Origin of the sequence: Haloplanus sp., from assembly GCF_028275055.1 — an archaeon.
Classification (GTDB): domain Archaea; phylum Halobacteriota; class Halobacteria; order Halobacteriales; family Haloferacaceae; genus Haloplanus.
Map to the genome: position 1 here is coordinate 1 of NZ_JAQCNJ010000088.1, position 12717 is coordinate 12717.

The 12717-nt window shown below is 65.7% G+C and carries 10 protein-coding genes; 3 read left to right on the forward strand and 7 right to left on the reverse strand.

The genetic code is table 11. The annotated features are described in order from the left end of the window. Positions 1 to 505: 505 nt before the first annotated feature. A complete protein-coding gene (locus Q0925_RS10835; RefSeq protein WP_299335343.1) occupies positions 506 to 817 on the reverse strand; it encodes a non-histone chromosomal MC1 family protein in 312 nt (103 codons plus the stop codon). A 197-nt stretch (positions 818 to 1014) separates the two neighbouring features. Between Q0925_RS10835 and Q0925_RS10840 the strand changes: the two genes are divergently transcribed. Together Q0925_RS10840 and Q0925_RS10845 are read left to right on the forward strand one after the other, a co-directional pair. Continuing rightward, a complete protein-coding gene (locus tag Q0925_RS10840) occupies positions 1015 to 1212 on the forward strand; it encodes a hypothetical protein (protein WP_299335345.1) in 198 nt (65 codons plus the stop codon). Between the two features lie 66 nt (positions 1213 to 1278). Continuing rightward, positions 1279 to 2334 (forward strand): quinone-dependent dihydroorotate dehydrogenase, encoded by a 1056-nt coding sequence (locus tag Q0925_RS10845; RefSeq protein ID WP_299335347.1) that lies wholly within the window; start codon positions 1279 to 1281, stop codon positions 2332 to 2334. A 2-nt stretch (positions 2335 to 2336) separates the two neighbouring features. On the opposite strand, the gene Q0925_RS10850 is transcribed toward Q0925_RS10845, so the two are convergent. From Q0925_RS10850 to Q0925_RS10875, 6 genes are all read right to left on the reverse strand, one after another. Then, positions 2337 to 4940 (reverse strand): valine--tRNA ligase, encoded by a 2604-nt coding sequence (locus Q0925_RS10850; protein WP_299335350.1) that lies wholly within the window; start codon positions 4938 to 4940, stop codon positions 2337 to 2339. Between the two features lie 83 nt (positions 4941 to 5023). Next, the gene (gene pheT / locus Q0925_RS10855) at positions 5024 to 6745 is read right to left on the reverse strand and encodes a phenylalanine--tRNA ligase subunit beta (protein ID WP_299335352.1); all 1722 of its coding nucleotides are present in this window, start codon (positions 6743 to 6745) and stop codon (positions 5024 to 5026) included. Next, on the reverse strand, positions 6745 to 8283 hold the full coding sequence (locus tag Q0925_RS10860) for a phenylalanine--tRNA ligase subunit alpha (RefSeq protein ID WP_299335356.1): 1539 nt from the start codon (positions 8281 to 8283) through the stop codon (positions 6745 to 6747). The genes pheT and Q0925_RS10860 overlap by 1 nt, the downstream gene beginning before the upstream one ends. Before the next feature lie 225 nt (positions 8284 to 8508). Then, complete coding sequence (locus Q0925_RS10865; protein WP_299335358.1) at positions 8509 to 10104, reverse strand: tryptophan--tRNA ligase; 1596 nt, start codon at positions 10102 to 10104, stop codon at positions 8509 to 8511. A gap of 1 nt (position 10105) precedes the next feature. Next, on the reverse strand, positions 10106 to 11176 hold the full coding sequence (gene endA, locus Q0925_RS10870; protein WP_299335359.1) for a tRNA-intron lyase: 1071 nt from the start codon (positions 11174 to 11176) through the stop codon (positions 10106 to 10108). A gap of 78 nt (positions 11177 to 11254) precedes the next feature. After that, entirely contained in the window at positions 11255 to 11983 is a 729-nt protein-coding gene (locus tag Q0925_RS10875) for a DUF91 domain-containing protein (RefSeq protein ID WP_299335362.1), read from the reverse strand. A 75-nt stretch (positions 11984 to 12058) separates the two neighbouring features. Between Q0925_RS10875 and Q0925_RS10880 the strand changes: the two genes are divergently transcribed. After that, a complete protein-coding gene (locus Q0925_RS10880) occupies positions 12059 to 12697 on the forward strand; it encodes an HAD family hydrolase (protein WP_299335365.1) in 639 nt (212 codons plus the stop codon). Positions 12698 to 12717: the final 20 nt, after the last annotated feature.

The window sequence follows — 12717 nt, forward strand, 5'->3', positions numbered from 1 at the left end:
CCGTCTTACGGCGGACCGCAGAGGTGGAATCCTCATGTTTCGTCCGGACTTGAACCGAGTCGGGCGGCCCATATAAACCCGTTGATCGGGTATGCTGGGTCGGCCGACTGGCGTGTGCATCCGAGCCGAGGGCGTCGTGCCCTCGCCGCACTTCGCATTACAACCGAGCGCTCTTAATCACTTAAGACCGTCGGAAGCGTTCCACCGTCGGCAGTCGATTGTGTCGGTTACCGGATCGGTTCCGGGCGCCGGAATCGGCGCCGATGGCGTGCGTAACATACGAAACGCCGGTGGTACACATAAGCCCGTCGAAGAGGACCGTCTTCGCGGGACGGTTCCATGGGACGAAACGACATGGTGGAAAAGGCGGTGTTGCGCGGCTGGAGGCCGGTCGGTCATCCCCCGCTTGCACGGACGGTCCCGCCGGGGAGCGGCCGCGCGGGCGGACGGTGGTCGTTGCATGGTCAAAGCCCTGTCGGCGCTCGTCGTTCCGCTGTGGGCGGCATCACTCTTCGAGGTGTTCGATTCCCTTTTTCGAGACGTTCCCTTTGGTTATCTCTTCACCCATCCAGTCGGGTTTGTCGTCCGGGGCCTCCTGTTCCCACGCCCACGCCTCGAAGATATGGACTTTGTCCGTCCCTTTCTCCCGGAGCCGTATCTCCTCGGCGTCGGCCTCGGCCTGTGCCTCCGAGTCCTCCGGGTCGAGACGGCGGGCCGCCTTCAGCGCGGCCTGTCGGGGCATGTTGCCCGAGAACACGCTGTCCTCTTTACTCTCCTCGCGCATCACGAAATTCCGCTTACCGTCCTCTCGTACCATGGTTTCGTACCTCTATGGGAATCGAACACATGCCACAACATAAATATATCGGCAAATCGGGGGGCTTCACGGGGGTGGCGGTGTGAGCGCCGGGCGGAACCGACCGGCGTATCCGTCGCGTCGGGCGGCGGCGGCCGCCGTCGGTGAGTAGACAACACTTATGTGTGTGCTAGGGTGAAAACGGATAGACACCCCCGATGGTCCGGAAAAAGAAGCTCAGTCCAAGCGGTGCCAAGGACGAGAACGGCGAGTACCACAACGTCCACGTGAACCTCCACGAAGACGAACTCGCCGTAGCCGGCATGGATATCGGCGACGAGGTGTTCGTCCGGGTCCGTGACGGCAAGATCATCATTCAAAAGGCCGATCAGGACGACGTGGAACACGACTTTTGAACGGATGAGTGTTCGCGACCGTAACGGGGGGCGGTCGTCGCCGCCAAACGCCGGAGCTAACGACCGATGAACGGATACGACGCGCTCAAACCGTTGTTGTTCACACTACCACCGGAGACAGCCCACCGGGCCACGCACCGATTACTCCGGGGGGTCCAACACACGCTCGTCGAGACTGCGCTTCGGGAACGGTACGCGGTCGAGAACGACCGCCTGCGTACCGAGGCGTTCGGACTCGAGTTCGACAATCCCGTCGGTGTCGCAGCCGGCTTCGATAAGAACGGCGAGATCCCGTCGGTGCTGACGGCCCTCGGCTTCGGCCACGTCGAAATCGGCGGCGTCACCGCCGAGCGACAGTCCGGCAACCCGCGTCCCCGTCTTTTTCGGCTCCCCGAGGACGGCGCGTTGATCAACCGAATGGGATTCAACAACGAGGGCGCCGACCGGATCGGCGCACGGCTCAACAACGCGACCCTTCCGGACGCGCCCGTCGGTGTGAACATCGGGAAGTCAAAGTCGACGCCACTCGACGAGGCGGCCGACGACTACCGGTACACGTACGACCGGGTGGCCGACGCCGGCGACTATTTCGTCGTGAACGTCTCCAGTCCGAACACGCCCGGCCTGCGCGAACTCCAGCACCGCGAGTCGCTCGAACGCATCCTCGGGGGACTGGTTGACGCCGGGGCCGAGCCGTTGTTGGTGAAGCTCTCGCCGGACCTGGCGGCCCCGGCCATCGACGAGGCTCTCGCCGTCGTCGATGATCTGGACCTGGACGGCGTCGTCGCCACCAACACGACCGTCAACCGGCCGCCGGGCCTGAGGAATCCGAGTCAGGCAGAACGCGGTGGGCTCTCCGGAAAGCCAATCGAGGAGGAGGCGACGGGGATGATTCAGTTCATCGCCGACCGGACCGACGTGCCGGTCGTGGGGGTCGGCGGCGTCACCGACGCCGAAGGCGCCTACCGAAAGATCCGTGCAGGAGCGAGTGTCGTCCAGTTGTACACCGGGCTGGTGTACGAGGGACCGGGGCTTGCACGCGACATCAACAGCGGGCTCCTCGATCTGTTGGACCGGGACGGCTTCGACTCGGTGGCGGATGCGGTCGGCGTCGACCGCTAGTGCTAGTTCCGGACGATAACGACCGTTTCGCCCGCCTCGATCATTTCTCCGTCCCCGGTGTAACGTCGCTCCTCGTCGAGGTCGAACATCTCGGGGGAGAGTTCGGCGCCGTCGGCGTGGAGACGACCGTCTACGGCCTCGTAGTCGTCGGCCTCGATTGCGGCCTCGATTGCGGGCACCTGTCCGCCGAACTCGGGACCGACCAAGGAGTAGTCCAGATCGACGCCGGCAACGACCGACTCGACCGGGGGCTCCTCATCGACGGACTCCAGTTCATCGACGTGCATCACCCGCCGGATATCCTCGGCAAACGCCGAGACGTCGCCGTACACCCGGACCGCGTCCACGTCGGCGTTCATCGACAACTGGTTGTCCGATTTGAACTTCCGGAGTGCACCCACCACGGTCATCGCCCGTTCGCCCGCCGCGAGGTCTGCCTCAACGCCGAGTGGCTCCGGCCAGTCGGTCGTGTGAACGCTCCCCTCGCTGTACAGTTCCCGCCAGAGTTCCTCCGTGACGTGGGCGAGAATAGGGGCAAACAGCTTACAGAAGCGTCGGTGTGCGACCTGAAGCGTGTACGCCGCCGACGGGTCCGGCCCGTCGCGGAGGCGTTGTTTGGCGATTTCGAGGTAGTCGTCACAGAACGTATGCCAGAAAAAGGAGCGGAGGCCGTCACGGGCCTTCGAGAACTCGCGGCGCTCGAAGTGTTCGGAGACGGTCTCGATCTGGTCGTCGAGTTCGGCCAGCAGCCAGCGGTCGATCTCCCGGAGGTCCGGCCGGGGGAGTCGCTTTTCGGGCGTGAGATCGTCGACGAGTTTCGACGCGTTCCAGAGTTTCCGCATCAGGCGTTCGCCGGCGCGGAGCCCCTTCTCCTTGTACGGCAGGTCGTCGCCGACGGCGCTGCCGGCGGCCCAGTAGCGCGCGGCGTCGACCGGGAACTCCTCCAGTACCGCGTCGGGTGCAACGACGTTCCCCTTCGATTTCGACATCTTCTCCCGGTTTTCGTCGAGCACCATCCCGTTGATCATCACGCTGTCGAAGGGGACCTCGCCGGTGTGTTCGTAACACTTCACGACGGTGTGGAACAGCCAAAAGGAGATGATGTCGTGGCCCTGCGGGCGCACGTTCATCGGGTAGAGTTCGGGGCGTTCGATGGCCATTTCGCCGACGTCGGCGTCGAACTCCCACCCGGCGTTGATCAGCGGCGTCAGCGAGGAGGTGGCCCACGTATCGAACACGTCGTTCTCCGGAACGAACATCTCACAGCCACACTCCGGACAGGCGTCGACAGGCGGATCGTCAGAGAGGGGATCGACCGGTAGCTGGTGGCGGTCGGCGATGATCTCGGTGTCACAGTCGTCGCAGTACCACACCGGGAATGGGATGCCCGACGACCGCTGGCGGGAGATGGCCCAGTCCCACTGCAGTCCCTCGATCCAGTTTTTGTACCGCGTGAACATCTTCTCCGGGAACCAGTTCATCGACCGCCCGGCGTCGAGGTACTCCTCGGTTTTGTCGAGCAGTTTGATGTACCACTGCTCGGTGACGAGAAACTCGACCTCGGTGTCACACCGCTCGTGAACGTTGACGACGTGTGAGATTGGCCACCGGTCCAGCAACGCCCCGGCGTCGTCGAGATCGTCGACGATGCGTTCGCGGGCGTCCTCGGCGGAGAGGTTCTCGTACTCGCCTGCCACGTCGGTCATCGTCCCCGACTCGTCGATGGCGATCCGGAGGGGAAGGTCGTGGGCCTGATACCACTCGATGTCGGTCTGGTCACCGAACGTACAACACATCACGATTCCCGAACCCGTCTCCATATCGACGCGTTCGTCCTCGATGATGGGGACGGTCTGGCCGAACAACGGGATGTCGGCCTCCTCGCCAACCAGATACCCGTTCTGGTCGTCGTCGGGGTGGACGAACACCGCGACACAGGCCGGCAGGAGTTCGGGTCGGGTCGTCGAGATGGTGAACGTCTCGTCGCTCCCCGCGACGCCGAACTCGATGTCGTGGAAGTGGGAATCCTGTTCGGAGTCCTCCATCTCGACCTGCGAGATGGCGGTTTCGCAGTCCGGACACCAGATGGCGGGGGCGCGCTGGCGGTACTCCCGGCCTTGTTCGTAGAGATCGATAAAGGAGAGTTGGGAGATGCGCTGGACGCGGGGTTCGATGGTCTGGTAGGTCTCGGTCCAGTCGATGGAGATACCGAGTGCCTGCATCTTTTCGGTGAAGTCCGCCTCGTACTTCGCACAGACGCCGCGACACATCTCCTGAAACACGTCGCGGTCGTAATCCTGATGTTGGACGTCGAGTTCGTCCTCGGCGAGGCGCTCCGATGCGATGCCGTTGTCGTCGTAGCCGAACGGAAAGAACACGTCCTCGCCCTGCATCCGGTTGTATCGGGCGACAAAGTCCTGCAGGGTGAACCCGTAGACGTGCCCCCAGTGGAGGCTCCCGGACACCGTCGGCGGCGGTGAGTCGATGGAGAAGACGGTGTCCGGATCTACAGCCCCCTCGCCCTCGTAGGCGTAGAGATCCTCCTCGACCCACCGCTCCTGCCACTGTCGTTCGACCGTCTCCGGGTCGTATTCTCCGCGCGGCATAGTAGTGCTCGCGTGACGCTACCGGAGCGACCGGTGTTAAACACCTCGGTTGGGGGCGATCCGCGGATCGTTCGCGGCGGCGGTTACGCCAACGCGTCCAACCGGAACTCGAACGCCACAACCGGCAGGTCAAGGTCGTGTTCGACCAGCACTCGCGGGTGGATCTCACCGATCACACCGACCGTCTCGCCGTCGATCACCACGTCGGCCACACGGCCGTCGATAAACGTCGGGTGGTCGGTGGCGGGGGTCACCAGATCGACACCGAAGCCCCGACACAGCGCCGCGAGTCGAGACTTGGCGTTCTCGTAGGTAGCGTCGTGACGGGCCAGTGCGGCCGCGACGGTGCGCCGTTCCGCCACTCCGGTGTTCTCGTCGTCGTCAGCGTAGGCGGCGAGACCGACCTCCGCGAGGTCCTGTGGGTACGTCCGGTGGGTGTTGTTCTCCAACACCATCAACAGGGAGGGAAGCGCCCACGTCCGGAGCATGGTGTAGTCCTCGCTGTACGGTTCGGTGATGGTCACCGGTGGGTCGCCGCCGTAGGCCCCGGTCCCGGCCGTGAGTCCCATCCGGTCGTAGTTTTCGGGCTCCGAAATCATATGGAAGTTGAGCAGATCCTCGAAGCCGAGACCGACAAGACGGGTCCGGGCGGCCGATTCGAGTTTCGACCGGTCGTGTCGGCTCCCGACGGTCGCCACGTCCGGATACCGGGGGTCGAGATCGTTGAATCCGTAGGCCCGGCCGACGTCGTCGATCAGGTCGAGGGGGTGAATGACGTCGGTGCGGTACGGCGGGATCGACACCTCGTATGTGCCATCGGTCTCGTCCGGCACCGCGTCGAGTCCGGACCGCTCGAAAAGGTCGACAGTCTCCTCGACGTCGAGGTCGATACCAAGCATCGACTCGATGCGGTCGTGGGTGACTGTTTTTGTCTCCACCTCGAAGTCCGGACGGACCAGACGCCCATCCGGGTAGTCGACCCCCACCTCCTCTATCGTCGCGCCGCGGGCGTCCAGTGCGTAGCAGATCACATTACACATCCGGTCGATGGTCCACTGGTCGGTCCCTGTCAGTTCGACGAAGAGGTTCCGCGAATCCGTCGACACCTCCGTCCGGCGGCCGTTGATGACCGGCGGGAACGAGAACAGCCCGATCTCGTCGTAGATAGCGGGATAGCGGTCGTACGCCCCGACGAGCGAGGCGTACGTCTCACCCGTGGGGTGGTCGGCCAGCACCGCCGCGGGCGTCATCTCGCGGTCGGCATCAAGAGGGACAAACCGGTCACCGTCGGGGGCGACCCCGCGGTAGGTGATCGAGTTGCCGGCCGGGCCGCCGTCGCCCTCCGGATCGTACGCCGCCCCTTTCAGCATCGTCAGGTCGTGAATGCCGATAGCCCCCTTCGCGCGCTTGCGCCCCATCGTGGCGTGGAGTTTCTCCTGTAACTGGATCAGCGAGTCGAGGGCATCGTCGTCGAGGTCGACCCCGCGGATCACCGCGCCGGTGACACAGGGTCGCTCGTCGGGCACCGACTCCTCGACGACGATCGTCCAGTCGGCGTCGTTCGTGTTCGGGACGTACACACCACGGTCGTCGCCGTACTGGTACCGAAGCGACCGGGCGACCCCCTCCACGGAGAGTCGGTCCAGCCGGTCCGGCCCGAACTCCAGTTGCAACAGGCCGTCCTCCGTTTCACCTTCGAACTCCAAGCCGAGGGCGAACAGGTCCGTTTTCAACTCCTCGTCGCTTTTCTCGTCGTGTCCCGTCAACCGTCGAAGCTCGTCGGGGTCGACGTCGACGACGGGCATCAGTGTAACACCTCCGTGTTCCGCAGGAGATCCAGATCACAGAGCGTCCCGTGTACGTCGCGGATGTCGTCGAAGCCGTACATGAGCATCAGGAGTCGTTCGAGCGCCAACCCCCACGCCATCACGTCGCACTCGACACCGAGCGGCCGGAGAACCTCCTCGCGGAACATGCCGCTGTTGCCGATTTCGATCAACTCGCCCGTCTCGGGATGTGTGCCGAACAGTTCGAAGCTCGGTTCGGTGTATGGGTTGTAGTGGGGCTTGAACTCCAGGTCGGTGATGCCGAACTGTCGGTAGAACTCCTCGAACGTGCCCATCAGGTCCCGCACCGAGAGGTTTTCCGCCATCACCCAGCCTTCGATCTGGAAGAATTCGAGCAGATGTGTCGGATCGAGCGTGTCGTTGCGGTACACCTTCTCGACGCTAAAGAACCGCTCCGGCGGGTCGAGGTCGCCGATCTCGGTTCCAGAGAGGTAGCGCATCGATAACGACGTGGTGTGGCCCCGGAGATCGACCTCGCGGGCCACCGCCTCGGTCCACGGCGAGTGGTAGCCGTCGCCGTCCTCGCCGACACCCTCTAGGTGCGCCGAGCGGACCCGATCCAGCAGGTCGTCGGGAATCGACTCCATCGGCGGCACGTCGAGTGCGAACTGGTCCCAGTGGGTGCGCGCCGGATGGTCTTGGGGCATGAACAGGCAGTCGTTGATCCAGAACTCCGAATCGGCGTGGGGCCCCCCCATCTCCCGAAAGCCCATACCGACCAGCGTCTCCTTGACGCGGTCGGCGGTCTGGCGGAGGATGTGAACCGAACCGCCCCGTTCGGCTGGTGCGTCGGCCTCGACGTTGTACGCCGAGAACTCGGCATCGCGCCACTCGCCGGAAGCGAGCAACTCGGGCGTGAGGCGGTCGATGGTCTCCGCCGTCTCGACGCCCTCCATCAGCGCCGTCACGCCCGCGTCGGTGAGCGTGACAGAGCGGACGGCTCGCTCGGTTCGGTCGACGAGGCCACGACGGACGAGTCGGTCGAGTGCGTCGGCGTCGTCGGCCTCCGACTGACTGCTCGGGGGGCGTTGCGCCTCGTCGTCACCGGGGCAAAGCGACGCGAGCGCCGCCGCCTCCGGATCGGCGTCCGGGTCGGTGTCCGGATCGGCGGTAACCTGCCCCGAGTCGATGTCGCCATACCCCTTGCGGGCGTAGTTGGCGAGGGCGATATCGACCTCGGGGCCATCGAGGTCGGCCGCGTCGATAACCTGTCCCATCGGGACGGCGTCGTTGTCCGCTCCGGCCGCGCGTGCGGCGCGGTAGAGACGGACCTCGGGGAGGCCAACCTCGGCGTACGTCTCGCCCTCGTCGGTCACCTGGTGAGAGACGGTTTCATCGGTCGATACCTCGACCAACCCCTCGGTTTCGAGGTCGAACGCCGCGCCGGTCACCGTCTCCGGTTTCAGCCCCGTCGCCTCGCTCAGCCGTTCGATCGTTCGGTCCTCCGTCGCGCTCGCGGCTTCCAACACCGCGACCTGTGAGTCCGGGAGTTGCATGCGTCTTCTTGTTCGGATGCATCCGAGCCGATCAGTTAGGGGTTCCGAAGCGTGGCCCGTCGAGTGGACCGGGTTCGTCCAGCCGCCGGGGGCGGAGTCGACCGACCGTGGTCTCAGAGTTCGAAAACGAACGCGACCCCGAGCGCGTCGGCCGTGGCGGGTTCGGTCACCGTATCCGTTCGAAACGCGCCGCGGAGCAAAAGCGTTCTGACGGCCGGGGTGGCGTCAGTGGTCGTCTCCGGTGACACCCCGACGATCCGAGTCGAGGTCGATGTCGAGGCCGTCGAGAACCGCCTCCATTTCCGCACGGTTCTCCTGATGTTCCTCGAGAAACTCGCGCATGAGTTCGGCGGCCTGTTCCTTACAGCCGCCACAGAGACGCTCGCCGCCGACACACTCCTCGTACACCTCGGTCGCAAACTCGTCGTCGTCGCCGGCCAGCAGATAAGCATACAGTTCGTAGACGGGACAGTCGTCTGCCTCACCGCCGAGTTCTCGTTGCTTCTCGGCCGTCTCGCGGCCGCCTGTCGTCGCCGCCTTTACCTTGTCGTAGCCGTCCTCGGGGTCGTCGAGCAGGGAGATGTGGCTCGCCGGCACCGAGGAGGACATTTTCCCGCCCGTCAGCCCGGTCATGAACCGGTGATAGATCGAAGAGGGCGCACGGAAGCCGTAACCGCCGTGGTCGAGTTCCACCTCGCGGGCGAGTTCCTCGGCCTCGTCCGGTCCCATCTCGAAGGCGTCGACGTGTTCGTCGTATCGGCGCTTCTCGCCCGACACCGCCTCAACCAGCGCGTCGAACGCCTCGTCGGTGGCGTTTCGGTCGAGAAAGCGGACCCGAGGACGGAGCGGCTCCTTTCCCGCGGCGCGGAGCTTCTCGATGGCCGCGTCGCGGTCGGCATCCGCCGTCGGGTCGGCCTCGAGCCAGTCGGCGGCGTCCTCACACCGCACAGGGTCGTCGGAGTCGTCTTCGAGTGCGGCGTGGGCGGCGGCAAGGTGGTCGCGTTCCCCGGGATCAGCCGCGAAGGAGGCGTACGCCTCGGTCACCTTGAAGTAGCGAGTCCGTGCAGCCACGTCCCGCGCCAGTCGCATGTGTGGATCCTGATCGGGGCCGACCGGAATGACGGTCGGCTTGGGCTCTCCCAACTGGGGATAAAGAATGTCGGCCATCTGGGTGACCACCGACTGCATATGTGAAACCGACGTCTCGCCGTCGAAGCCGTAGATGCCCTCGAACTCCGCGAGGCGGGCCTTCGACCCGAGTTCGAACGCGAGATCCTGCACCTCGCGGTTGGTCGACTGCCGGTAGAGTTCGCCCGCCTCCGGGTCGAACCCCAACGCAAGCAGCGAAAGCAGGTAGTCACGGGCGTGGTCGTCGATTTCGTCCCACGAGAGGCCGCGAGCGCTGTGGGCTTCGAGGTCGGCGATCAGGCCGTAGGCGTCCGCACCCCGTTCCTGGTGCCAGATGATCTCGTCGAAGACGAGTTTGTGCCCGATGTGGGGGTCACCGGTCGGCATAAATCCGGAGAGAACGGCCGCATCCTCACCCTCCCGGAGCGCGCGGGCGACGGGACGGTAGTCACGGTGGCCGAAGATGACCCCGCGGCGCATCAGATGGTGGGGAGCCGGAACCTCTGGAAGCACCTCATCGAAGGGCTCGATACCGAACTCGTCGAACAGTTTGCGGTAGTCGGCGACGGCCGACGAGCCCCACGGGTCGAGCGCGACGTCGTCCGCGCCCGCGGCGGTGTCGGCGGCCGTCTCGTCGGTGGCCACGTCGCTCGGATCCTCGCCGTCGGCGTTCCGCGGGGTATCTCGTGTCATGTTATGGCGTGAGTCGGTCGACCGAAAGCCAGTGTATCCCCTCTTTCACGTCGGTCAGCGCAAAAACCATTCGTTTCCGGACCCCGCCGGCGAGGCGCACGTCGAGCGAGAGGTCACGGGGAAGAAACGTGTGATCGGGGGCAACGACCCGGAGCAGGCGCGTGGAGTGGTCCATCTCGTCGACCGTGGTGAAGGCGTCGTAGATCCGGAAGTCCGCCCCGAACTTGAACCCGCTCTTGGGGACGCTCCCCGCCGCCCGGAGCGCCGCGTATGCGCGGAGACGGCGGTCGAACCGACCGCCCTCGACTGCCCGCCCGCGCTCGACGACCCGGGGTTCGGGAAGCGAGAGGGCGTCACGACGGGCGAGGTACGCCGCCTCGACCAAGGAGAGTTGGAGCGGCCCACGGTCGGCGTTACGACCCTTGAGCCGTTGGCCGTAGAACCCGCGGTCGTGGAGCGACGCCGGCGGCTCCCACACCACCGCCCGGTCGGCGAGAAGCGAGGCCGTCATCCCGGCCGGTGGGTCGTACCGGGGCGTCTCGGCCTCGGTGTCTACGTCACCACCTGGTCCCGGACGGCCGGTCTCGAAGTAGGTGAGTTCGCCCTCCTCGTCGACGACGGCGAGGGTCACGCCACCGAGCGCTGCGGCGGCGAGGGTTTCGCGTTCGCCGGCGACACGGATGCGGTGGGCGATGGCGTCGTCGGCGGGACCTTTCCCCCGCGGATACACCACGAAGTCAGCGCCTCCGGGGTCGTCGACCCAGCCCTCGCGGGCGGGCGAAAGGTAGAATCCCCGGTCCCGAAGATCCTTGTAAACGACGAAAAGAAGGGCGGCGTCTGTGGCGACGAGAAACGTTCGGAAGTCGAGGGAATCGGCGGCGGCGGCGACACGCTCGCCATCGGGGACGACCACGGCGTCAAGATCGTCACGGAACAGGAGGTGTGCGGCCTCGACGGGCGCGAGTTCGATCCGGTTGCCGTCAAGCGGGCGACCGTAGCCGCGGGCGTCGTAGAAGCGCTGTCGGGCGTCGCCGTCGACCCGGACGACGCCTTCCTCGAAGGTGCCCTGCATACATACGTTGGGGCGAGGCTGAAATAAAGAGCCTGCGGTGGGTTGCCCGCCACAGCCCCCTCCCGACGGGACCGGGTGTCAGCCGTCCCACCGGTCGCAGGTGCCGTCGAGACACCGCCGTCCGGTCGCCGTCTCGAAGACCGGGAGTCCACACGAACAGTCGTCCACGACGAGACCTGCGGGGATTGTAAAAGCCGTCTCGCAGTCCGGGTGGGCGTCACAACCAGCCAGCAGGCGACCGTCACGCCGGATGAGCCGAAGATAGTCCCCGCAGTCCGGACAGGTCCACTCGCGGTCGAACCGCTCACGAACGGCGTTATCGAGCGACTCGCAGGCACGGTCGAGACACACCTCGAACGTCGCGCCGCGGTCGACGCGCATGCGCGGCAGACCACAGTCCAAGCAGGTCGACTCGAGAACGGTCGCTCCCGCGACGAGCGGATACCGTGTTCCGGCGTCGACATCAACGACCGCACCGTCGGCTCGAATCAACGTCCCACCCGACTCGGGGTGGGTGCCGACCGGGACGCCGGCTCGCGACGCCCGGTACACCGACTTCCGGATCCGGTCGGCCGTCACCCTGAGTCGACGGTCGTCGAGACGGGCGGTGAGACCGAATCCCGGACCCCCGGTCTCGACGGTAACGCTGTCGGCGCGGGTGAGCCACGCGACCGGCTGATACCCCGCCGTGTCGTGGACGAGAACGGTCCGGTCGGGCTTGACGAGAACGACGACCCGGCCCCGGTATGTCCGGTCGTCGGTCTCGACGGTGCAGTCGCCGGCGAACGCACGGATGGCGTCTGGCATGGGAACGGGTGGTCGCCTTCTCGCCCGAAAACCCTCGGACGAAGCTCTTTCGACGGTGGCAGGACAAAAAGGCGCATGGACGCGGCCCTGTTCGACATGGACGGCGTGATCGTCGACACCGAGGCGTTCTGGCGGGAGCGCGAGGCCGAAACCATCCTTCCGGCGGCCGTCGCGGCGGGTGACCCCTCGCAGGCGGAGATCCGCGGGATCAACTACCGCGAGACCTACGACCACCTCGCCGACCGCTACGAGATGGCGATGGGGCGTGAGGCATTTCTCGACCTCTACGAGTCGGCCGCGGCGGAACTCTACGAGTCGGCCGACCTCATGCCGGGATTCCGGGATCTGCTGGCGTCGCTCCGCGACCGCGGCCTGCGGATCGGCGTTGTCTCCTCCAGTCCCCCGTCGTGGATCGCACAGGTGGTCGACCGGTTCGACCTCGACGTGGACACGACGGTGAGCACGGAGGATATCGACGGCCCGGGCAAGCCGGACCCGGGCGTGTACGCGGCCGCGGCGACACGACTCGGCGTCGATCCGAGCGACTGTGTCGCCGTCGAGGACTCCCCGAACGGCGTCCGGGCGGCAACGGGGGCAGCGATTACGACGGTGGCCTACGGCGACGACCCCGAGGCGACGGAGTTGGCCGACCGCGAGGCGGCCGATCCGACCGAACTCCGGATCGTGTTCTCTGAGCTTGGCATCCTGAGGTAGACAGAGCGGACGGCGACGAA